The organism is Salinicola sp. DM10, from assembly GCF_017306975.2.
In the GTDB taxonomy this organism is placed as follows: Bacteria; Pseudomonadota; Gammaproteobacteria; order Pseudomonadales; family Halomonadaceae; genus Salinicola.
Genome location: NZ_JAFLEN020000008.1, coordinates 1 through 22,892, shown reverse-complemented (window position 1 = coordinate 22,892; position 22,892 = coordinate 1). Strand labels below are relative to the sequence as shown.

Genomic DNA, 22,892 nt, shown 5'->3' with positions numbered 1-22,892 from the left:
GACACCGATAACCCCCTATCGTTAAGCCAAGTTCGATCTCTATCCAAGGATGCTCCGTTCATGATCGTCGTCCATCATCTGGAAAATTCCCGCTCCCAGCGGATCGTCTGGCTGCTCGAGGAGCTGGGGCTCGATTACGAGATCGAGATCTACCGCCGTGACCCCAAGACCATGCTGGCGCCCGAGGCGCTGAAGCGGGTCCACCCGCTGGGCAAGTCGCCGGTGATTACCGATGGTGAGCACACCGTGGCCGAGTCAGGGGCGATCATCGAGTATCTGATTGCCCGTCATGACGGTGGCTGGTTGGTGCCGGAGGTGGGCTCCCCCGAATGGGTGCGCTATCTGCACTGGCTGCACTACGCCGAAGGGTCGGCGATGCCGCTGTTGCTGATGCGTCTTCTGATGAGCCGGCTCGGTCACAAGCCGGTACCGGCGCTGATCCGACCCATCGGCAAGGCGCTGGGGCAGGGGGTGCGCAAGCAGTTCCTCGACCCCCAGCTGGCGCGCCATTACGCCTACTGGGAGAGCGAGCTGAGCCAGTACGAGTGGTTCACCGGTAGTGAGTTCACCGCGGCGGATATCCAGATGAGCTTCGTGCTGCTGGCGGCCAACCGCAGCGGTGACCTCGACGGCTATCCGGCGGTCGCTAGGGCGCTGGCACGCATGCGGGAACGCCCGGCCTATCAGCGCGCGGTGGCGCGCGGCGGTGAGTTCGCGCTGTAGTATCGGTGTGCGGTGGTCAGAGATGAAAGTTGGACGATTCGAGCAGGTGGCGGCCGTCGCCGGCACCAGGGAGAGGTAGGGGAAAGGAGTCACTATGCGTGTCTTGAAAGGAACACTCATCGGTATCACCGGCGGGCTTTGCCTGATCTCGGCCACGGCCTGGGCCCAGGCGCAGCAGGGCGATTCGCCGTTCGATCAGCAGCCTGAGACTCGCCTGGCCTGCAGCAAGCTGCAGACCCAGATCGAGCAGACGATACGTGCCAACGGGGCGCGCCATTTCCTGCTGGAGATCGTCGACAACGCCCAGATCGAGGACGGCGTGGTGCGAGCTGGCGAGCCGCATGCCGGCGCCGAGGTGGTCGGCAGCTGCGATGGCGGGACGCGCAAGATCGTCTACAGCCGCCACGGTGCGACCGAGAGCAGCGCGCCTGCTGCCGCCTCGACGCCGGAAGCCCCGGATGCCGCGGGCTCTGGCGCGGCCGGCGCCGAGCCATCCCAGGCCGAGCCTTCTGCCGCGACCACGGGCGACACGGCCGGCGCGACCTCTACCGCCGAATCGTCCCCTAGCGCCGACTCCCAGCCCGAGGCGCCGACAGACGAGATGGGCAATGCGTCGAATAGCGCGACGTCGGACAGTGCTCAGTCAGAAGGCGCTACGTCGGATAGCGCGGCAGCGGCGGAAAATCGGCCGACCGACGACCTGGGCCGCCAGGGGGAAGACGGGCGCGTGCGCGATACGCTGAAGCCGGCCACCTCACCTTGAATCCGGCGCGGTGATGCGCCGGCATCACCGCGCTCAGGCGATCTCGACCTTGTCGGGATACTCGCACAGATCCTCGATCACGCAGCTGCCACAGCGGGGCTTGCGCGCCAGACAGGTGTAGCGGCCGTGCAGGATCAGCCAATGGTGCGCATCCTTGAGATACCCCTTGGGAACATGGCGCAGCAGCTTCTGCTCGACCTCCAGTACGTTCTTGCCCTTGGCGATGCGGGTGCGGTTGGCGACGCGAAAGATATGCGTGTCGACCGCCATCGTCAGTTCGCCGAAGGCGGTGTTCAGAATCACGTTGGCGGTCTTGCGCCCCACGCCGGGCAGCGCTTCCAGTTCGGCGCGGGTGCGCGGGATGTCTCCCGCGTAGTGCTCGACCAGGATATGGCAGGTCTTCATCAGGTTCTCGGCCTTGGTGTTGTAGAGGCCGATGGTCTTGATATGCGCCTTCAGCCCGTCGAGTCCGAGATCGATGATCGCCTGCGGGGTGTTGGCCACCGGGAACAGCCGGGCAGTGGCCTTGTTGACGCCGACATCGGTGGCCTGGGCCGAGAGCAGGACCGCTGCCAGTAGCTCGAACGGCGTGCTCCAGTTCAACTCGGTGGTCGGGTTGGGGTTGTGCGCCTTCAGACGGGCGAAGATCTGTTCACGCTTGCTCGCGTTCATGCGGCTATCTCGCTGTGGCTGTCTCGGACTGGACTCGTATCGCTCGGTCAGGGTGAAGTGCCCGCTTCGCCTGGCGTCGACGCCGCCTCGCGTGCCCGGCGCAGATGGTTTTCGGCTTCGATGACGTGCTCACGGGCCCGCGAGGCCTCGGCGTGCTTGCCCTCGCGCTCGAGCCGGGCCGCGGTCTGTTGCGCCTTGCGCAGCGCCTGCTCGGCGGCGGCTACCGCGATGTGCGGCACAACCGGTGCGGTGGATGCCGGCGGGGCGCCTTCCAGCTGACGCTCTATCACTGCCTGCTGGGTCTCCAGCGTTGCCAGGCGCTGTTCGAGGGCGGCGCGCGCCTCGCCACTGGCCTGATCGCGCTGGCGCGTGAGACGTCTGGCCTTGGCGCTGAGGGTAGCGCGCTGGGCCTTGAGCGCGGTGGTGTCCACACTGGCGCTGGGAGCCGTCGTCTCGGCTGGGACGTGGCTGGCCGCCAGGCGACGTTCACGCTTGCGCCGCTTCTCCTCGGCCTTGTGCGCCAGGCGGCGATTGCGCGCCTCGAAGCGCCGGCGCCCGTTGGCGGCGCGCCGGTCTAGATAGCGCTGACGTTCGGTCGTATCGGCGGCACTTTGCCACTGCGGATGCGTGACGAGATCGATGCAGTCCACCGGGCAGGGCGCCACGCACAGCTCGCAGCCGGTGCACTCGGATTCGATCACGCTGTGCATCTGCTTGGCCGCACCGAGGATCGCATCCACCGGGCAGGCCTGGATGCACTTGGTGCAGCCGATACACTCGGCCTCGCGGATCACCGCCAGCAGAGGTGTCTGGGCGGGTTCGATCAGCGCCAGCGCGGGCCGCCCGGTGAGCGCTGCCAGACGATCGCGGGTCGCCTCGCCGCCGGGCGGGCAGCGGTTGACGGCTTCCCCGGCGACGATCGCCTCGGCATAGGGGCGGCAGCCCGGGTGGCCACACTTGCCGCACTGGGTCTGGGGCAGTTCGGCGTCGATACGTTCGACGCTGATCTCGGCAAGGGGCAAGCGCAGGCTCCGGGGTCGTAATGGCGTGGGGAAAGCGCTCCATTATAGCCCCTTGCCGCTAGCGCTTCGAGGCGCACCGGGCGCCGGCCCGCAACGAAAGCGCGGCCATGAGGCCGCGCGAGGGGGAGCGGTGCGCTGGCAGGGCGAGGCTCAGGTCACACGCTGCCCCGGTTTGGCGCCGCTATCCGGTGACAGCAGATAGATGCCGGCGTCTTTCTGGTCAGGGGCATCGCCCGCCGCCAGTACCATCCCTTCGGAAACGCCGAAGCGCATCTTGCGCGGCGCCAGGTTGGCGACCATCACCGTCAACCGGCCTTCGAGCGCCTCGGGGGCGTAGACCTTGCGAATGCCCGAGAAGACCGTGCGCGTCTCGCCGCCCAGGTCGAGGGTCAGCTTGAGCAGCTTGTTGGAGCCCTCGACATATTCGGCGCGCTGGATTTCGGCGACCCGCAGATCGACCTTGATGAAGTCATCGAAGGCGATCTCGTCGGCGATCGGTGTCTCCGCGAGCGGCGAAGGTCCTGCCGGACGCGCATCGCCGCCGTCGGTGAGCTTCTTCTCCTCGGCGAGCACCTCTTTGGAAGCTTCGATCATCGCCGCGATCTTGTCGCTTTCGACCCGGGTCATCAGCGGCTTGAACTTGCCGATGGAGTGATCCTCGAGCACCTGCTGGCGGCTGGCCCAGTCGAGCGAGTCGAGCTGCAGGAAGTGACGCGCCTGCTCGGCCATCGCCGGTACCACCGGCTGCAGGTAGACCATCAGCGTGCGGAACAGATTGATGCCCACCGAGCAGATGTCGATCACCTCCTGCTCGCGTCCTCCCTCCTTGGCCAGCACCCAGGGCGCCTTGTCGGCGATGTAGGTGTTGGCTTCGTCGGCGAGCTCCATGATCCGACGCATGGCGCGGCCGAACTCGCGGGCCTCGAAGTCGGCGGCGATCTCGTCACCCGCGGCGATGAAGCGGGCCACGAGTTCCGGTTCGGCGCAGTGGGCGGAGAGCTGGCCGCCGGCGAGCTTGTTGATGAAGCCGGCGCAGCGGCTGGCGATGTTGACCACTTTGCCCACCAGGTCGGCGTTGACGCGGGCGGCGAAGTCCTCGAGGTTGAGATCGAGATCGTCGACGCGGGAGCTCAGCTTGGCCGCGAAGTAGTAGCGCAGGTACTCCGGATTGAGGTGCTCGGCGTAGGTCTGCGCCTTGATGAAGGTGCCCCGGGACTTGGACATCTTGGCGCCGTTGACGGTCACGAAACCGTGGCAGTTGATACCGCTCGGCGTGCGCATGCCGGCACCTTCGAGCATCGCCGGCCAGAACAGGGCGTGGAAGTAGACGATGTCCTTGCCGATGAAGTGGTAGACCTCGGCCTCGGAGTCGGCCTTCCAGTAGCTGTCGAAATCGAGGCCTTCACGCTCGCACAGGTTCTGGAAGCTGGCCAGATAGCCGATCGGCGCATCGAGCCAGACGTAGAAGTACTTGCCCGGGGCATCGGGGATCTCGAAGCCGAAGTAGGGCGCATCGCGGGAGATGTCCCACTCGTTGAGCCCGGCGTCGAACCACTCCTGCAGCTTGTTGGCGATCTGCGGCTGGACCCGGCCGGAGCGTGTCCAGCGCTTCAGGAAGTCTTCGAAATCCGGCAGCTTGAAGAAGTAGTGGGTCGAGGTGCGCACTTCCGGGGTGGCGCCGCTGATCGCCGACACCGGGTTGATCAGCTCCGCCGGCGTGTAGGTGGCGCCGCAGGCTTCGCAGTTGTCACCGTACTGGTCCGCGGTGCCGCACTTGGGGCAGGTGCCCTTGATGAAGCGGTCGGCCAGGAACATGCCCTTGACCGGGTCGTACATCTGCTCGATGTCGCGGGTGCTGATGTGGCCGGCGTCGCGCAGGGCGCGGTAGATACGCTCGCTGTGGGCGCGGTTCTCTTCCGAGTGGGTCGAGTGGTAGTTGTCGAAGGCGACCCCGAAGCGGGCGAAGTCCGCCTGGTGCTCGTCGCTCACCTTCTGGATCAGCTGCTCCGGGGTGAGGCCCTCCTGCTCGGCGCGCAGCATGATCGCAGTGCCGTGGGCGTCGTCGGCGCAGACATAGTGGCATTCGTGGCCGCGGCTCTTCTGGAAGCGCACCCAGATATCGGTCTGGATGTACTCGAGCAGGTGGCCCAGGTGGATCGAGCCGTTGGCGTAGGGCAGGGCACTGGTGACCAGAATCTGGCGCGAGAGCGAAGCGTTGTTCGACATGGTGACTAGACGATTCCCGTGACGAAATCCCCGCGGGGCCGGCTGACGACGCCGCGGGGATGAATAGGCTGTAGACTTGGGCGACGATTGTAGCATCGCTGGCGACGATGCGCGCTGCCCATGCCACGGGCGGCGAGGCCCGGCGATCTGGCATCATGCGAATGCGTAGAGATTGCGCTGAAGTGCCTGCCATCGAAACCAGAGGAGATCCCTGCATGCAGACAGAGGCGAGCCGCCGCGCGGCACGTTCAGCGATGCCGTGGTGGCGCCGGATGTGCCTGGGCTTCGTGCTGCTGTGGTTCACCCTCGGCGGTATCGCGCACTTCCTCTATGCCGATGCCATGGTCACGATCATTCCGCCGGGGCTGCCGTGGCCGCGCTTGGCGGTGTGGGTCAGCGGTGTCTTCGAACTGCTCGGCGTGGTGGGGCTGTTGCTGCCGCGCTGGCGCCGTCTGGCCGGGTGGGGGCTGGTGCTGCTGACGCTGTGCGTGACCCCGGCCAACGTCTATATGTGGCTGCATGCCGATGCCTTCCCCGCGGTGCCGGGGTGGCTGCTGCTGTGGCGTCTGCCGTTCCAGATCTGGATTCTGTTCGCCATCGTCGTCGGGGCAGGGTTGTGGCCTCGTCGCGATCGTCAGGGGTGAATGGGGAGATGGCAGGGATAGGCGTCAAGGCGCGGCGGGTCAGAACCTCTGCTATCGCGAGTGTGACGTAAACCATCTTGAGCCAGTGCAGGGGCTACCCCATCCTCCATGCTTAGTGGCAGGCAAGCGCGCTTCACCAATCGTCGAGGATGGGTCATTGAACAAACCGCGTATACGGCTATGTGCCGTGGCCAAGGATGAAGGGCCTTATCTGGCCGAGTGGGTCTTTCATCATCTGCACGTGGGGTTCGATCAGATCCACGTCTTGCTCAATCGCACCTCGGACACCTCGGCGGCGGTGCTCGAGCGTATCGGGCAGGCGTATCCCCAGGTCACCTTCGAGTTCATCGACTGGGTCGATCTTTGCGATCCCAGCGTGGGGCGCAAGCTGCAGACCATCGCTTACGCCAAGGCGCTGGCGGATGCTCGCGCGGCGGGTGTCGACTGGCTGATGTTCCTGGATATCGACGAGTTCTGGACGGCACAGGACCTCACCACCCGGGTGGATCAACTGATCGCGCGACTTTGCGGCGACACACCGCGCCCGATCAGCTTTCTGTGGCACTGCGAGCTGGGCCAGGCGCAGGCGTTCTGCTCGCTGCAGAACGGCGCCGGCTACGAACTCTCGTCGCACCTGAAGACGCTGTTCCCGATTCAGGGCATCGAGATCCAGCACGTGCGCGTGCACCATCCGATCTTCGGCCGCGATGTGGTGCCGCTCGACGCCGACGGCAATCCGATGGTCTACAGCGAGACCCAGCCGGAGCTGGCCGATAGCACGGCGATCGCCCCGCGTCAGGCGTACGTGATTCACCGCATGTACCGCTCCGAGGAGGAGTACCTGGCGCTGCTGCTGCGTGGGCGCCCCTCGGGCAAGCAGCAGCTCAAGACCAACCGTCCGGGCTACCGCTCGCATCGCAACGTCAAGGTGGGGCGGCGGATGGTGTGGCCGGGGGAGGTCTTCGCCGCCTATGACAGCGCCAAGCGTGACTTCATGCAGCGGCTGGAGATCAGTGCGCTGATCGAGCGCGATCGTCAGGCGATCCGCCAGCGCGCCGCGCGGGCGGTATCCATGCTGCTGGCGCTGGTCGAGCAGGGCGACCCGGATGGCGCCACCCGCTTTCTGCGCGGCACCCGCCACGAAGCGGCGCTGGCGGCACGGCTCGCCGCCCACGGCGGTACGGAGGAACTCGGGCGCAGCGCGGCCTCGGGCTGAGCAGGGCGCGCGACGGCGCAGGGCGGATGTTACAGTTAGCGGCCGAAGTGTCTCGCCGCTGACTGTCTGGAACGCCCTTGATGCCCGATGTCGATCTTTCTCAATCGCTGTGGATGCTGCTGGCCTTCGTCGGCCTGGGCTGGGTGGCGGCGCGGCGCCTGCAGCTCGATCCACGGCCCATCGCCACGCTGCTGATCTATCTGATCTCGCCGCTGACCTTCTTCAACGCCCTGACCCAGGGGCAACCCAGCGTCGACAAGCTGGCGCTCACCTTCAGCGTGGTGCTGCTCTCGTCGATTTTGTGTCTCGCGGTCAACGCCGTGGCGGGGCGCTTCTACGCCGAGCAGGAGCGGGCGCTGCTGGCCTTCTCCGCGGGCACCGGCAACACTGGCTACTTCGGCTTCCCCATCGCGCTGGTGCTGCTGCCGCCGGAGGGCGTGACCCAGTACCTGTTCTGCATGCTGGGTATCTCGCTCTACGAGTTCACGGTCGGTTTCTATATCAGCGCGCGGGGTCAGTTCTCGGTGCGCGAGAGTCTCTCGCGATTGGCTCGGCTGCCGCTGATCTACGCCTTTGCCGGCGGCATGCTGATCAGTGCCCTGGGCTGGCAGGTGCCGCAGCCGGTCAGTGAAGGGCTGGGCTACTTCAAGTACTGCTTTACCGTGCTCGGCATGATGATCATCGGCATGACGCTGGGCCGCATCAGCTGGCGTGCGGTGGACGGCGCCTTCGTCGTCGGCTGCGTGGTGACCCGCTTCGTGGTCTGGCCGCTGGCGACACTGGCACTGGCGGTAGGGCTGCGTTTGCTGGGCGACGCCTCCGACTCGCTGGTGCTGGCATTCCTGCTGGTGGGTGCGGTGCCGATGGCCGCCAACGTGGTGGTGATCGCGATGGAGCTGAACATCCGCCCCGAAAAGGGCGCCATCGCCGTGCTGCTGACCACGCTGGCGGCGCCGCTGCTGATTCCGCTCTACCTGGGGCTGGTATTGCCCTGGGTGCTCGGGCTGTAGGGGCGGGCGCGGCATGACGACAGCACCGCGCCGGGCGACCGAGGGCTTCGTACTGACCCGCCACTGGCAGGACTCACCAGCGGGGACGCGGGTCTGGCTATGGCTGGCGACGGATGCCGGACCCTGCCGGGTCGAGCTGCCGCCGCAGGTGTCGGTGGCCTTCGTGGCGCGAGAGGCGCGGGCCGAGATCGAGCGGCTGCTGCGCGGCGAAGTGGAGGTAACGCTGCGCGAGCTCGACCTGCGCGACTTCGCGCGGCGGCCGCTGCTGGGACTCTACTGCCGCTCGTATCGCCAACTGATGCAGCTCGAGCGCCGCCTGGGCGAGGCGGGCATCGAGCTGTTCGAGGCCGACGTGCGCCCGCCGGAGCGCTATCTGATGGAGCGCTTCATTACCGCACCGGTGCTGGCCAGCGGCGTGGCGGATGAAGCCGGTTCGCTGCAGCAGGCGCAGCTACGCCCGGCGCCGGACTATCGCCCCACGCTTACGCTGTGTTCCCTGGACATCGAGACCAGCGAGCGCGGCGAACTCTACTCGATCGGCCTGCACGGCTGCGGCCAACGGATCGTGTATATGCTCGGGCCAGCGGCGGGGGTGGGCAGTGTGGCTGACCGCGAGCGCGACTTCGAGCTGGTCTACTGCGAGTCGCGGGCCGATCTGCTGCACGCGCTCAACGCCTGGGTCGCGCGTTTCGATCCTGACGCGATCATCGGCTGGAACGTGATCCAGTTCGATCTGCGCCAGCTGCAGCGCCACGCCGAGCGGCTCGACGTGCCGCTGGCCCTGGGCCGCGGCGGTACACCGCTGGAGTGGCGCGCCCATGGGCAGCAGCCCAATCACTACTTCGTGACCATTCCCGGGCGCCTCGTCATCGATGGCATCGAAGCGCTGCGTCAGGCGACCTGGAGCTTTTCCTCGTTCAGCCTGGAGAACGTCGCCCAGACCCTGCTGGGTGAGGGCAAGGCGATCGACAATCCCTACCAGCGCATGGCCGACATCAATCGCATGTTCGCCGAGGACAAGCCGGCGCTGGCGCGCTACAACTTGAAGGATTGCGAGCTGGTCACGCGGATCTTCGCCCACACCCGAATCGTCGACTTCCTGCTCGAGCGAGCCAGCGTGACCGGGCTGGCGGCGGATCGCAGCGGGGGTTCGGTGGCGGCTTTCTCGCATCTCTATTTGCCGCGCATGCACCGGCTGGGGTTCGTGGCGCCCAATCTGGGCAGCCGTGCGGGCGAGGACAGCCCCGGCGGCTACGTGATGGATTCGCGCCCGGGGCTCTACGACTCGGTGCTGGTGCTAGACTTCAAGAGTCTGTATCCGTCGATCATCCGCTCCTTCCTGATCGACCCGGTGGGGCTGGTCGAGGGTCTCGCCGATCCCGAGCAGGCCGTGCCCGGCTTTGTGGGCGCGCACTTCTCGCGCACCCGACATGCGCTGCCGGCGATCGTGGCGCAGGTGTGGGAAGGGCGCGAGGCGGCCAAGCGCGAGGGCAACGCGCCGCTCGCCCAGGCGCTCAAGATCATCATGAACGCCTTCTACGGTGTGCTCGGCTCGCGTGGCTGCCGTTTCTTCGACCCGCGGCTGGCCTCTTCGATCACCATGCGCGGCCACGCGATCATGCACCGTACCCGCGAACTGATCGAGGCCGAGGGCTATACGGTCATCTACGGTGATACCGACTCCACCTTCGTCTGGCTGGGTGACGCACATGCTGAGGAGGCCGCAGCGGCGATCGGCCAGCAACTGGTCGCCCGGGTCAACGCCTGGTGGCGCGAGCACCTGCGTGAGCGCTACGCCCTCGACAGTGCGCTGGAGCTGCAGTACGAGACCCACTACCGACGTTTTCTGATGCCCACCATTCGCGGCGCCGAAGAGGGCAGCAAGAAGCGCTATGCCGGCCTGGTGGCCGATGCCGAGGGTGGCGAGCACCTTGTGTTCAAGGGGCTGGAGTCGGTGCGCGCCGACTGGTCGCCGCTGGCGCAGCAGTTCCAGCGCGAGCTCTATCGGCGCATCTTCGTCGGTGAGGGCTATCGTGACTATGTTCGGCGGCTGGTGCGCGAGACCCTGGCGGGCGAGCATGACGACGACCTGGTCTATCGCAAGCGGCTGCGGCGCCGGCTCGATGATTACCAGCGCAATGTCCCGCCGCATGTGCGCGCCGCGCGTCTGGCCGACGAGTTCAACCGCCAGTTGAAGCGCCCGCTGCAGTACCAGAACGGCGGCTGGATCCGCTACGTGATCACCGTCAACGGACCCGAGCCGCTGGAAGCGCGGCGCTCGCCGATCGACTATCAGCACTATGTGAGCCGTCAGCTACAGCCGGTGGCCGACGCCATCCTGCCGTTCGTCGATGACGACTTCACGCGCTTGATCGACCAGCAGTTGGGGCTGTTCTGAGGTGCTGTTCTGAAGGGCTGTTCGGGCGTGGTCAGGGCCAGATCCGACGGGCTACGAGTGGTCGTTGACAGCATCATGAGGCAGTGCTAAATACGCGCTGCCGGCAATCGTGCCGGTGTTGCGTCGCGGCCCGCGCCGCGCGCTTTCCGAGGAATCATCGACATGGCATTGCGCCACATCCTGTTCGCCGCCGTGACGGCCCTGGCCGTTGGCGGGTGTGCCTCCAACACCTTCGCGCCCAACTATCAGTCCAACAATACCGACGTGCTGCGGATCGGCGGCGAGCGCCCGGAGGCGGCGGCACCGGCGGTCGAGAATCTCGGCTCGTTCTGCGTCCAGACCACTCAGCAGTGGAACGACCAGGGCAAGACGCCGGATGGTCAGCGTCTGTGGGTCAAGAGTACGCTGCGTCAGGCGGTGGCCTGCCGCTGAGCGAGTGGGCCGGCAGGCGTAAGGCCACGTCTTTCTGACACGCGCGGCCAGCGTGCTACAGTAGAGACACTCCCGACTCACGGACAAGGAGGCAACGATGCCCTTACTCGATAGCTTCATGGTCGACCACACCAAGATGAACGCCCCGGCGGTACGTGTGGCCAAGCAGATGCGCACGCCCCACGGCGACGACATCACGGTCTACGATCTGCGCTTCTGCGTGCCCAACGAGGAGATCCTCTCCGAGCGTGGCATTCATACGCTGGAGCATCTGTTTGCGGGCTTCATGCGCCAGCACCTCAACGGTGATGGGGTCGAGATCATCGATATCTCGCCGATGGGCTGCCGCACCGGCTTCTATATGAGCCTGATCGGTCAGGTCGACGAAGCCACCGTGGGCGCGGCCTGGGAAGCCTCGATGCGCGACGTGCTGGCGCTCGAGGATCAGAAGGCGATCCCCGAGCTCAACATCTACCAGTGCGGCACCGCCGAGATGCACTCGCTCGACGAGGCCCAGCAGATCGCGCGCAATGTCACGACCCGCGGTATCGGCGTCAACTCCAACAGCGAGCTGAAGCTGACCGAGGAGTTCCTGGCCGCGCACGGCGCCTGAGGCGTAAGACGCGCGACCACGAGGCCCGCGGCACCGTTGCCGCGGGCCTCGTCGTTTCTGGGGCCGTCGTGCGCGATACTGTCGTATCTGGAGCTGCCTTTTTTGGCCTGGCTGCTACAGACCTGGGCGGCGTGCGGTGGCGAACCTTCAGCGCCTGCGTTGTCAAAACGGTAGTGGCGTCGGGCGTTATTATCCCATTGTCATCGGCGCTCGACCCGGCCCGTCACTCATCGTCTTTTCATCAGGACACCCCTCATGCTCGATACGGTTCAGCAGTTCTTCCAGCGGGTGCTCGCACCCGCGCATGATCATCACGATGCGGTCACCCCGCAGCTGGCGGTGGCGGCGCTGCTCAGCGAGGTGCTGCGCGCCGACTACGAGGTCGATCCGCAGGAGCTAGCGACCCTGCGCGAGATGCTGGTGCGGCAGTTCTCGCTGAGCGGCGAGCAGGCCGATGCGCTGATCGCGGAGGCCGAAGCGCAGGTCGAGCATGCGGTCGACCACTTCCAGTACGTGTCGCTGCTCAACGAGCGTTTCAGCTACGCCCAGCGGGTCGAGCTGGTCGCCGCCATGTGGCGTCTGGCCTACGCCGACGACGAACTCGCCGCCCTCGAGGAGCATCGCATCCGCCGTCTGGCCGATCTGCTCTACGTCAGTCATAGCGATTTCATTCGCACCAAGCTCGCCGTGCTCGAAGCGCGCGGCTGAGCAGCGGTGCCATGACCACCGCCGGCGCTCGCCGACGGCGCGGAATTTCCGACCTTAGCCCTAGGGTATCCCCCTGCGTGACCGTTATACTGCCGCCAAAGCGCGGCCCAGGTGGTCGTGGCCGTCGACAGTGAGTCAAGGAGGGAGCGTGACCGAGGGCATCAAGCACATCGTGGCCGTGGCGTCGGGCAAGGGCGGCGTCGGCAAATCCACCGTGACTGCCAATCTGGCGCTGGCCATGGCCGCCGAAGGCTATCGGGTAGGGCTGCTGGATGCGGATATCTACGGGCCGAGCCAGGCGCGCATGCTGGGGCTGCCGGAGAATACCCGCCCCGAGGTGGTCGACGAGAAGAACATGAAGCCGGTCGTCGCCCACGGGATCCAGGCGATGTCGATGGCGTTCATGGTGGATATCAATCAGCCCATGGTCTGGCGCGGGCCGATGGTCTCCGGCGCATTCCAGCAGTTGCTCAATCAGACGCTGTGGGACGACCTGGACTTTCTGTTCATCGACATGCCGCCGGGTACCGGTGACATCCAACTGACGCTGGCGCAGAAGGTTTCGGTGGATGGTGCGGTGATCGTCACCACGCCCCAGGACATCGCACTGCTGGATGCGCGCAAGGGCATCGAGATGTTCCGCAAGGTGAGCGTGCCGGTACTGGGCGTGGTCGAGAACATGAGCCTGCACGTCTGCTCCCAGTGCGGTCACAGCGAGCCGATCTTCGGCAGCGGCGGCGGTGAGCGCATCGCCGAGCAGTACGCGACCCAGCTGCTGGGCCAGCTGCCGCTGACGCTCTCCATCCGCGAGCAGGCCGATGGCGGCCAGCCCAGCGTGGTTGCCGAGCCCGATGGCGAGGTGGCACAGACCTTCCGGCACATCGCCCGCGCGGTGGCCAGCGGTGTCGCCGAGAGCGGCGGTACCGGGCCGAGTATTTCGTTCAGCGACTAGGCGACTAGACGCCACGGCGCATGACCAGGCGCGGCCTCGCTGGCGGCGCCTGGCGTTCCCTTCGTGTGGGCGGGCCGCTATGATGGCGAGCCGATTCAGCCTTATCCATTTCTCGACCCGGCGCGGGGGGAGCACAGACTCTCCGTGACGCCGCTCCAAGGACACCTGCATGAGCATCAAATCCGACAAGTGGATTCGCCGGATGGCGGAGCAGGAGGGCATGATCGAGCCCTTCGAGGCGGACCAGGTTCGCTACGCCAACGACCAGCGCGTGATCTCCTACGGTACCTCCAGCTACGGCTATGACGTGCGCTGTGCCGACGAATTCAAGGTGTTCACCAATATCCACTCGGCGGTGGTCGATCCCAAGGCGTTCGATGACAAGAGCTTCGTCGACGTCAAGGGCGATGTCTGCGTGATCCCGCCCAACTCCTTCGCCCTGGCGCGCACCGTGGAGTATTTCCGCATCCCGCGCAGCGTGCTGACGATCTGCCTGGGCAAATCCACCTATGCGCGCTGCGGCATCATCGTCAACGTCACGCCGCTGGAGCCCGAGTGGGAAGGTCATGTGACGCTGGAGTTCTCCAATACCACCAACCTGCCGGCGCGCATCTACGCCAACGAGGGTGTGGCGCAGATGCTGTTCCTTGAATCCGATGAGGTCTGCGCGACCTCGTACAAGGATCGCGGTGGCAAGTACATGGGGCAGCGCGGGGTGACCCTGCCGCGCACCTGATCACGCAGGCTATGGCCCCAGGGCCGGTCGCGTGACGAAAGACGGGGCGCCTCCGCCAGGGAGGCGCCCCGTCTTTGTATATGACGCGAGCCGTTTTGGGCTCGGCTTGGGCCGCATCTATTCAGGTATCCGCCGCGCTATGGGTTCCTGTTACCGTGGCTCTTTGTCCGCGCCAAAATCCTGCCTAGATAGGCGAAGCTCCTTGCCTAGATAGGCGAAGCTCCTACATCGCACGCCAGCCACGAACCCTCACAAGCCACTCACCCAGATGACGGCGGCAGGGCGCGAACCAGGTTGCCTATGTGGATCAACGCCGCGCGGATCCTGGTTGCATCCGTGATGGTGAGAAACTGGAGCATCAAGCCATCCAGAGCGGCGAAGATCGCCATGGCTATCTCGTTTGCGGTATCGAGCCCTCTCGCTCTAAGGGCTTGCTCGACCGTGGTCATGTAGTCCGCGTAGAGTCTTTCGACCAAACTCCGTAGCTGGGGATTGCGTCGCGACTCGAGCAGCATCTCGAACTGAAACAGCTGAAGTTCCGGCTCGCTCATCACTGACGCGATCAGCGCATCGGCGAAGGCCTCATCGAAATCGGTTATCCGTTCCAGTCCCGACTCCCGGATCGATCTTTCGACGGCCCACTCCATCGTTGCCGCCAACAGTCCCTGGATAGAGCCGAAATGATGCGTTACCAGCGTATGATTGACTCGAGCACGTCCAGCGACTGCCCGGTAAGTCACCCCACGTAATCCTTTTTCCGCAACGATATCGATGGTCGCGGCCATCAACGCTTCCCGACCTTCGCCGTAAGGTAAACGAACCGATCGCTGTGTCATCTATACATCCATTGGCCACTCGTTTGTATTCCTCGATGACCCAGGCGGTGCCGCCAAGCCGGAAATCGGGTGACCAATGTTCTCACAAAGCACGAGAGCGCGGTAAGCGTTCCCTCGACTCAAAACGGCCACATCGGTCTTTGGGCCATGTGGCACGTGGAGGATATTCTCAGATCACTGGAAACTGATGCGGGGATCGAATGCGATAGCGCCAGGGTCTGTCGCGATCATACCACCGTCGACGGGCAGCACAGCTGCGCTGACGTAGCGCGCTTTGTCGGAAAGCAGCCAAGCGATGACATCCGCGACTTCTTCGGCAGTGGCTGGACGACGCGCCGGGACGAGGGCAGTGGCACGGGCGTAGGCCTGTTCGCGGTCCAGCCCCAGAGACTCGCCGTACTCCTGCATCTCCATGTCTGCCATTTCCGTTCTTACCCACCCCGGGCAGACCGTATTGGCTCTGACGCCTCGTGGACCGTAATCGACCGCGACGGATTGCAATAGCATGTTGAGTCCGGCCTTGGTTGCGTTATAGCCTGGAATCTCGTTAGTGGCCCTCAAGGCGGCCGCTGAGGCGACGCCGACAACGGCTCCTCGTGCAGCGATCAGATGGGGAAGGGCGGCACGCAGTAGTTTGAATGGGCCGCTCAGATTGATGTCGACCATGGCTTGCCAATCATCGTCTGATAGCTCTCCTACCGAGCCTGGGCGCACGACTCCCGCATTCAATACCACGCCATCCAGTCTGCCGAACGTCTCGGTCGTCGTCGTCACCAATCGCTGGATATCCTTCTCACAGGAGGCATCTGCGACGATAGGTAGGGCGCCTGTGCATTCGGCAATCTTCTGCAGTGGCTCCATTCTCCGGCCGCAGATCACGACATTCCAGTCGGCGGATGCCAGCGTCTGCGCCGTCGCCGCGCCGATCCCTGTACCACCACCCGTCACTATTGCAACTGGTCGACTACTCATGGGGTTTCTCATCCGTAGGTTTGGTGAATAGCGCCCGTGTGCAGGTTAGCTAAAGGCAAGTTCTGGCAAGGCGGAACGCGCCAGATAACCGAAGTCGGCTACCAGGCTCGTGCCGTTGATTGGCGCGCTGACGGGCGAAGCCAGGAAAACGGCATGGCGCGCTATTTGATGAGCTTGCATCACAGGTAGCTCACTGCCTGAAAAGCCGTTGGGGCACCCCAGATCGCGACGGGACATGGGGGTATCCACGACGCCGGGGCACACACAGTTGAACCTGATTTGGGGATGGTCGACCGAGAGACTCTTGGTGAGCATCAGGACTGCGCCTTTCGATGTGCAGTAGGGCGTCATTCCTTCGAAGGCCACCAAGGCCGCGTCAGAGGCCAAAAAGACGACGCTAGCGACGTTACTCTCTTCTAGCAGCTTGACAGCGTGTTTGGCCACGATGAACTGGCCTTTCACGTTCACGGCCATCACCTGGTCCCAGTCGGTCAGGCTGATGTCCGTCGACTTCTGGCCCACCGGGCCTGAGATGCCTGCGCAGCCGAGGATGATGTCCAGACCGTTGAACCTATCTCGTGCATAGGCCATGACCTCCTGGACCTGAGTTTCCGAGGTCACGTCGGCCTGCACGAAGGCAACGGTGTGTCCAGCTTCTGTGAAGTCTCTGGCAACGTCTGCACCTGCTGGATTACGGTCGACTATCAATACGCTTGCGCCTTCAGCCAACAGCGCTTCAACGCAGGCGAGACCAATGCCAGATGCACCACCAGTGACCAGAGCGATTCGCTTATGCAGCTGTAGATCCATAGCGTTCTCCGGGACCTCTCGTTGACGAGGACGGACACCGTCATTCAGCCCTGTGCCTCGTGATGATGATATGGCCAAAGAGGCCGAAGCGTCTTTGGCCGGCCGCGCTGAAACAGATCAGCCTTTGGCAACATCCTCGGGATAGATCGTCGTGTTGAGAACGCTGAGGCGAGAGTTGAAAGGTAGTACTAACGTGGTATTTAACTTGGAGTCCCAGCCGAACATTCGCCCAATGGAGCGTTGTTCCTTCAAGTCTACAAGCAATACCGCTTCTACGGTCATTACCTTTTCAGTCCAGAAAAAGATGTAGAGATCTTCGGCAACTTTAAAGGTCTTGCACTGTTCGGTATCGGCGAGACCTGCCTCACCGCCGCGCAGGCAGTGCCAGGTGAATGTACCTAAATTCAGGTAGATGTGCTCGTAAGTCTCTATGTCGCTATAGCGATAGAAAATGCGCTTACCGACCATTTCGTCGGAACGCTCATGTTTGACTTCGCCACCCGCGATATTGGCGTGATTGAACTCTGTGACTGCACGAACTTTGCCCGATATATCGACAAGGCGCGACACGCTGTCAGTAACGGCGCCAGTGTTTCGGTCCAGGATGACCGTGACGTTTTCTGCATCGAGCCCTTCACCGCGGACGAAGTCGATGATGAAAATGTCCGGGCGGGCCTCGATGGCCTTGTAGGTGGCTGAGCCTTCACCGCCTTGGGCTTTCCACGTCAGCGAATTTTCATCGTGGAAGCGATATTCCACGGTTGCTCCTGAGGCCAAAGGCACAGCAAGAGAGGTGCCAGCGAGTGCCGATGAAGGGGGGAGTGTTTGCTGACCAAATCCGTCTAGCATGACGGAAACCGAGGGCCACTGATCTTCTGGGACGAAGTCTTGATTGGAAGTGATAGCCATGATGGGTCGCCTTGTTGTTATGAGGGACTGGCCAGGCAATGACGAGCGTTACGGCTACCTCGCATGGCTTGGCCGCTAGTAGAACCGCACTTACGTGTCAAAACTCTACGTGCGTTTAGTTTTAGCGTCAACACGCTTTGGAGGCCACTAGACCTTTGGACGTGGGGCCTGGATCGACTCGAGTTTGAAGCGCTTTGGCTCTTGCCCTGTATCCGCTCCACGGACGTCATCCACGCCGGCCTGCGTCAGGTCGGCAGTGGTCTTCCATTGCCATGAAGGCGGTCCGCCGCGGTCGTCTTCTTCGCTGAGAGCATTGGGGTGACTGTCCAGTGGGCCTCTTCATTGAAGACGCATGTCGGACGCTCTCAATAGACGTGGAGATAGAGCGAGCCGCCGTGGGCTCGCATCAGTTTGGGCCTATTCAGACATCCGCCGCGCGATCGTCGCTGCGGTGTTTGATGGTCTCGGCGTAGCCATCGAGGAAGGGCTTTTCCGCCGGGTCGAGGCGATCCATGCCGGCCACGACCCGGTGCCAGTAGGGGTAGAGCGGGGCGGGGCGCGTCAGTTGCTCCAGTTGGCGCTGTTCGGCCTCGCTCAGCGTCAACTCGGCGGCGGCGAGGTTATCCTGCAGATGCGCTTCACTGCGCGCGCCGACGATCAGCGAGGTGACGCCCGGACGATCCTTGAGCCACGCTAGGCACACGCGCGCCGGCGAGCAGTCGTGGGCTTCGCCGATGGCGATCAGCGTCTCGATAATATCGTAGGCGCGCTCCATATCGTGCACATAGGGCTCGGGCCAGCCGTTGCCCTGGCGGGTATCCGGCGGGGTCGGCTGGCCGCGGCGCACCTTGCCGGTCAAGAAGCCTTCGCCCAGCGGCCCCCAGATCAGCGAGCCGAGGTTCTGGTCCAGCGCCAGCGGCATCAGCTCGTATTCCGCTTCACGCGACTCCGGGGTGTAGTAGATCTGCTGGCTGATCGGCTTGGTCAGGCCGTGGAGCTCCGCCTTGCCCAGGGTCTTCATCATCTGCCAGCCGGTGTAGTTGGAGGTGCCCCAGTAGCGCACCTTGCCGCTGGTGACCAGATGATGCAGCGCCTCCAGCGTCTCTTCGACCGGGGTGACGCCGTCCCAGTTGTGGATCTGATAGAGATCGATGTGGTCGGTGCCCAGGCGCTTGAGGCTGGCTTCCACCGCGCGGATCAGGTGGTAGCGCGACGCGCCGCTGGCATTGGGATCGTCGCCCAGAGGGCTACGGCCCTTGGTAGCAAGGATGATGTCCTGACGTTTGTCGCCCAGCGCTTTGGCGGTGATCTCCTCGGCCTGGCCGTGGGAGTAGAGATCGGCGGTGTCGACCAGATTGACACCGGCCTCGAAGGCGATATCGAGCAGGCGCCGAGCGCCCTTGACGTCGACGCTCGCTGCCTTCTCGAAACCGTGGCTACCGCCGAACGGCACCGTGCCCAAGGTCAGGCTCGAGACCATCAGCCCCGAGTTGCCCAGCGGACGATATTGCATACTCATATGGCCTCCTTGCCTGGCTGAATCGAGCCCCGCCGCGAGGCGGGCGGGGCTCTGTCAGTCTGGCAAAGATCGGCTCGGGAGCAAGTCTCAGAGCCTGGACAAATACCTGGAGAAGTGTCTGGAGAAGCGCCCCCCTGGGCGGCGCTGGTGGCCAACGCATGCCGCGGTATGGGTTACAGCTGGCCCGACTGCCACTGCGCCTCGCGGCTGGCGAGCGCGTCGGCAATGCCGTCGATGCTGTTGGAGGCAAGGCTCTCGGGCAGCGGATCGAAGCCGACGCTGGCGGCGAGCTGACCATAGCTGCTGCGTAGATCGGCGTAAGCCAGGTCGCGGCGCAAATCCGCCTGCAGCGTATTCAGCTCGCCCTGGATCAGCTCCAGTTCGCCGATGCTCTGTACCTGATAGCGATTGCGCAGCTGTTCGACGATCTGGCTATCCAGGCTGACCAACTCTTGACTGGTCGCGAACTGACGCTGCGCTTCACGGAAGTTGGCATTGGCGACATGCAGTTGCGCCAGGATCGCCATCGACATGGCCTGGCGGCGCGCTTCCACGACTGCCTGGCCGGCCTTGGCCGCGTCGATGGCGGCCGGTCCGGAGAGCACGTTGAACAGGTTCCAGGTGACCTTCACGCCGTAATCGGCCCAGCTCTGATTGACCAGGAAGGAGTTGCTGTCGTAGTGGGCGCCAGCGGAGAACTCCAGGCCGGGCAGCAGGCGCAGCATGGCCTTGCGGGTCTCGGCAGCGCTGATGCGGGTTTCGTAGTCCTGTTCGCGCAGTTCGGGGCGCTGGGTCAAGGCCACCTGTTCGAGCTGGTCGAGACCGATCGTGAGCTGAGGCACCTGATAGCCCGTCTCGGGCGCCAGCTCGATCTCGGTGCCCAGGGGCAGATTGATCAGCGTCGCGAGCTCGGTCTTGGCCAGCGACAGCGCGCGGCGCTGCTCCTCGAGCTGACGCGTGGCCTCGATCAGGGCGCGCTGGTAGCTCAGCGTCTGGATGATGTCGCCGATACGCTGATCGCTGAGGCGGCGGCTGTTCTCACTCGCCTGATCGACTCGTGCCATCAGACGGTCGATCTGCCCCAGCAGGCGGTCGGCCGCTACGGCCCGCCAATAGGCCGAACGCACGTCTTGAATGATAGTGTGGACCACCTTGCGTCGGCGCTCCTGCACGATCAGGCGGCGATCGCTCTGCTGCTTGGCATTGACGTAACCGACGCCGAAGTCGAGTACGTTCCACACCGTGGTCAGGTCAGCGACACGGCGGTCGCGATCCAGTGAGGTCGAAGGCTCGAGCGACTGTGTGCCGGTACGAATGCTCTCACTGCTGGAAGCGCTGACGTTGCTGCGCCCGGCGTAGCCGGCGGACAGCGCCATGCGCGGCAGCATGTCGAAGGTGGCCAGATCGACCTGGCGCTGGGCCATGGCCTCTTCCATGATCTTCAAGCGCCCCTCGAGGTTGTACTTCACCGCGCGCGCCATGGCTTCATGCAGCGTGAGTGGGCCGCTGAGCGGCTCCTGGTCCTTGAACATCGCACGCAAATCCTGCTGCGCGCGCTGTTCGCTGACGCTGTGATCGATGGGCTGGCTGGTGACGGCGCAGCCACTGATGGCCAGCGCCAACAGGCTGACTGCGAAAACTTGCTTTTGACGACTCATCCTCGAACTTCCCCTTGGTACGGCATCTATCGATTATTGTTCGGCCTTTTGCTAGACCTTGGATGTCGGCTCGGCCATCTGCTCGAATGCCAGGCTCAGCCTGCTGACCTGGCGCCATTCGTCTTCGTGTAGTGCTTGTAACTGCTGGGCCAGGGTGAGGGCTCCCTGCGGTGCGTTCTGGCCCGAGTCACCCACGGTCAGCCCCGGGCGGAGCTGAATGTCGCTCTGGGCGGGCGGTGCGATACCGTCGAACAGTGCCGAGAAACTGGTGCTGCCGAAGGTGTTCTCGCTACTGCCGATGGCGCTCGCTTCAGTCGCCGCGCCGATATCCAGATTCGCAGCGCTGCTGGCGAAGACCTGGGCGATATAGCTGGGGGCCAGGGCGCCATTGCGCATGAAGATATTGCCCACTGGCGGTATGCCGCTGCCCAGGTTGGGTACCTCGAATAGCGGGGTTGGTCGTAGGGGCGAGGTAAACAGAGAGGGCGGCGCCGATGTTTGTGGCGGCTCGACTGTCGCGCCTACGCCGGGCTGTGTCAGCGGGGTCGAGGGGGTGATGCGGAACTCAGGATCACCCTGGATCTGGGACTGGGTGTAGGGCTGGCCGACCAGGCCACCCGTCAGCGCATTGCCGGCGGCGTCGTTGATGCCGGTAGCGGTGTCGTTGAGTGCCAGTGCCAGGCTGCCGCTGCCGGCGACATTGCCAATGGTGATCTGGTAGGTGCGTGCATCGATCTGCACCAGGCTGGTCAGATTACCCTGGGCGCTGCCCGTGCTGATCAGCGTGAAGTCCGACAGATCGACACCGCTTACGTCCTCGCTGAAGGTCAGCGTGTAGCGTACGTTGCCGTCGGCGCTGGCGGTGGTGTCCAGCACGATGGTCGCGCTAGGCACGGTGGTATCGATGCGCACGCCGGACGTCTCTCCGACATTGTTCAGAGTCAAGTTCATGGCATTGCCGGTCGCATCGCGCACGCTGCCATCATTGGTCTTCAGGCCCGATACGGTGATGCCGTCCGCATCGTTGAGACCGGGTTGCAGGCTGTACTGGAAGACCAGCGTCGTGGTGCCAGAGCCTGCCACGTAGTCGGCGAAGACCGTGCTGCCGCCGATATCCAATGCCAGCCTTGGCGTGCCATTGACCACAACGGCTTCACTGGCGTTGACCACGAAGGTCAGGGTATCGCCCGCGTTGTACTGTACGCCGGCTGGCACGTCGACGCTGGCGATGGTCGGAACCACAGTATCGACGGCATAGTTGGCCGATAGGGTGCCGCCAATACCGGTATTACCGGCTGCGTCCTGAACGCCTGGATTGTTCAGGGTAATCAGGTTGCTGCTCTCGGTGACGTTGGCGTCAGGTGTCAGGGTAGCTGTCCAGGTGATGCCTCCATCGCTGGAGTTGAGGGCGCTGAGGGTGCCATTGGTTGCGCTGAGGTCGGCCAGGCTCAGACCGTTCACGGCTTCGCTGAAGGTAATGGTCACTGTGGCGGTTTCACCGGCAGCCAGTGCGCTATCGCTCACCTGGATGGTGGCGCTCGGGCGCTGAGTGTCGATGGCATAGTTGCTGGAACTCGTGGTGCCACTGCCGATGTTGCCGGCGGCATCCTGCACCCCGGCGTTGTTCAGGGTGATGACATTGTTATTGTCGGCGATATTGCTACTGGGCGTCAGGATCGCCGTGAAGGTGATGTTGTCCGTGGTGCTCAGGTTGCTCAGGGTGCCGTTGGCAACGTTGAAGTCTGCCAGGCTCAGCCCGCTTACCGCTTCGTTGAAGGTGATGGTCACGGCGGTGGTTTCACCGATGGCAAGTGCCGTGTCGTTTACCACGATGGTGGCGCTCGGGCGCTGGGTGTCGATGGCGTAGTTGTTGGAGTCGGTGATGCCGGTGCCGGTATTGCCGGCGGCATCGGTGTAGCCGGTGTTATCCAGGGTAATCAGGTTGGTCGTGTTGGTGACGTTGGCGTTCGGCGTCAGGGTCGCTGTCCAGGTGATACCGCCGTCGCTGGAGCTGAGGTTGCTGAGCGCACCGTTGGCGACGCTGAAGTCTGCTATGCCAAGCCCGGTCACCGC

21 protein-coding genes are annotated in these 22,892 nt (G+C 64.3%); 11 read left to right on the top strand and 10 right to left on the bottom strand.

The genetic code is table 11. The annotated features are described in order from the left end of the window. Nucleotides 1–60: 60 nt before the first annotated feature. Nucleotides 61–723, top strand: coding sequence for a glutathione S-transferase family protein (locus J0A90_RS17995; RefSeq protein WP_207034608.1), 663 nt, complete (start codon nt 61–63; stop codon nt 721–723). A gap of 103 nt (nt 724–826) precedes the next feature. Beyond that, nucleotides 827–1,486: a DUF1161 domain-containing protein gene (locus J0A90_RS17990; protein WP_207034607.1), complete on the top strand. Its 660-nt coding sequence runs from the start codon at nt 827–829 to the stop codon at nt 1,484–1,486. Nucleotides 1,487–1,519: 33 nt separating this feature from the next. Here the strand turns inward: J0A90_RS17990 and nth are convergent, their stop codons facing one another. From nth to metG, 3 genes are all read right to left on the bottom strand, one after another. After that, nucleotides 1,520–2,158, bottom strand: coding sequence for an endonuclease III (nth, locus tag J0A90_RS17985; RefSeq protein ID WP_207034605.1), 639 nt, complete (start codon nt 2,156–2,158; stop codon nt 1,520–1,522). A gap of 47 nt (nt 2,159–2,205) precedes the next feature. Further along, complete coding sequence (locus J0A90_RS17980; RefSeq protein WP_207034603.1) at nt 2,206–3,180, bottom strand: RnfABCDGE type electron transport complex subunit B; 975 nt, start codon at nt 3,178–3,180, stop codon at nt 2,206–2,208. Nucleotides 3,181–3,330: 150 nt separating this feature from the next. Then, nucleotides 3,331–5,406 (bottom strand): methionine--tRNA ligase, encoded by a 2,076-nt coding sequence (gene metG, locus J0A90_RS17975; RefSeq protein ID WP_207034601.1) that lies wholly within the window; start codon nt 5,404–5,406, stop codon nt 3,331–3,333. A 215-nt stretch (nt 5,407–5,621) separates the two neighbouring features. On the opposite strand from metG, the gene J0A90_RS17970 reads away from it, so the two are divergent. From J0A90_RS17970 to dcd, 9 genes are all read left to right on the top strand, one after another. Then, nucleotides 5,622–6,050, top strand: coding sequence for a DoxX family protein (locus J0A90_RS17970; RefSeq protein ID WP_233076914.1), 429 nt, complete (start codon nt 5,622–5,624; stop codon nt 6,048–6,050). 157 nt (nt 6,051–6,207) lie between these two features. Further along, nucleotides 6,208–7,266 carry a glycosyltransferase family 2 protein gene (locus tag J0A90_RS17965; protein WP_207034599.1) on the top strand — a complete coding sequence of 353 codons (1,059 nt, stop codon included), beginning with the start codon at nt 6,208–6,210 and terminating at the stop codon, nt 7,264–7,266. A gap of 80 nt (nt 7,267–7,346) precedes the next feature. Further along, nucleotides 7,347–8,276 (top strand): AEC family transporter, encoded by a 930-nt coding sequence (locus J0A90_RS17960; protein ID WP_207034597.1) that lies wholly within the window; start codon nt 7,347–7,349, stop codon nt 8,274–8,276. A gap of 13 nt (nt 8,277–8,289) precedes the next feature. Then, nucleotides 8,290–10,674 carry a DNA polymerase II gene (locus J0A90_RS17955; protein ID WP_207034595.1) on the top strand — a complete coding sequence of 795 codons (2,385 nt, stop codon included), beginning with the start codon at nt 8,290–8,292 and terminating at the stop codon, nt 10,672–10,674. A gap of 162 nt (nt 10,675–10,836) precedes the next feature. After that, on the top strand, nt 10,837–11,106 hold the full coding sequence (locus J0A90_RS17950) for a hypothetical protein (RefSeq protein WP_207034593.1): 270 nt from the start codon (nt 10,837–10,839) through the stop codon (nt 11,104–11,106). Nucleotides 11,107–11,203: 97 nt separating this feature from the next. After that, on the top strand, nt 11,204–11,719 hold the full coding sequence (luxS, locus tag J0A90_RS17945; RefSeq protein WP_035472035.1) for an S-ribosylhomocysteine lyase: 516 nt from the start codon (nt 11,204–11,206) through the stop codon (nt 11,717–11,719). Nucleotides 11,720–11,974: 255 nt separating this feature from the next. Beyond that, on the top strand, nt 11,975–12,427 hold the full coding sequence (locus J0A90_RS17940; protein ID WP_207034591.1) for a TerB family tellurite resistance protein: 453 nt from the start codon (nt 11,975–11,977) through the stop codon (nt 12,425–12,427). A 148-nt stretch (nt 12,428–12,575) separates the two neighbouring features. Next, nucleotides 12,576–13,379: an iron-sulfur cluster carrier protein ApbC gene (apbC, locus tag J0A90_RS17935; RefSeq protein ID WP_207034589.1), complete on the top strand. Its 804-nt coding sequence runs from the start codon at nt 12,576–12,578 to the stop codon at nt 13,377–13,379. Between the two features lie 169 nt (nt 13,380–13,548). Continuing rightward, nucleotides 13,549–14,115, top strand: a complete 567-nt coding sequence (gene dcd, locus J0A90_RS17930) for a dCTP deaminase (RefSeq protein WP_207034587.1) — start codon at nt 13,549–13,551, stop codon at nt 14,113–14,115. Nucleotides 14,116–14,375: 260 nt separating this feature from the next. Here dcd and J0A90_RS17925 read toward each other — a convergent pair whose 3' ends face one another. From J0A90_RS17925 to J0A90_RS17895, 7 genes are all read right to left on the bottom strand, one after another. Further along, nucleotides 14,376–14,951, bottom strand: a complete 576-nt coding sequence (locus tag J0A90_RS17925) for a TetR/AcrR family transcriptional regulator (RefSeq protein WP_233076913.1) — start codon at nt 14,949–14,951, stop codon at nt 14,376–14,378. Nucleotides 14,952–15,125: 174 nt separating this feature from the next. Further along, nucleotides 15,126–15,923 carry an SDR family NAD(P)-dependent oxidoreductase gene (locus J0A90_RS17920; RefSeq protein WP_207034584.1) on the bottom strand — a complete coding sequence of 266 codons (798 nt, stop codon included), beginning with the start codon at nt 15,921–15,923 and terminating at the stop codon, nt 15,126–15,128. A gap of 45 nt (nt 15,924–15,968) precedes the next feature. Further along, nucleotides 15,969–16,733, bottom strand: a complete 765-nt coding sequence (locus tag J0A90_RS17915) for an SDR family NAD(P)-dependent oxidoreductase (RefSeq protein WP_207034581.1) — start codon at nt 16,731–16,733, stop codon at nt 15,969–15,971. A gap of 117 nt (nt 16,734–16,850) precedes the next feature. Beyond that, nucleotides 16,851–17,642, bottom strand: coding sequence for a MoaF C-terminal domain-containing protein (locus tag J0A90_RS17910; protein ID WP_207034580.1), 792 nt, complete (start codon nt 17,640–17,642; stop codon nt 16,851–16,853). A gap of 421 nt (nt 17,643–18,063) precedes the next feature. Beyond that, nucleotides 18,064–19,161: an aldo/keto reductase gene (locus J0A90_RS17905; protein ID WP_233076912.1), complete on the bottom strand. Its 1,098-nt coding sequence runs from the start codon at nt 19,159–19,161 to the stop codon at nt 18,064–18,066. A 173-nt stretch (nt 19,162–19,334) separates the two neighbouring features. After that, nucleotides 19,335–20,819: a TolC family protein gene (locus tag J0A90_RS17900; RefSeq protein WP_207034578.1), complete on the bottom strand. Its 1,485-nt coding sequence runs from the start codon at nt 20,817–20,819 to the stop codon at nt 19,335–19,337. 51 nt (nt 20,820–20,870) lie between these two features. Next, nucleotides 20,871–22,892 (bottom strand): Ig-like domain-containing protein (locus tag J0A90_RS17895; protein WP_233076910.1); only part of this gene is annotated, 2,022 nt, incomplete at its 5' end.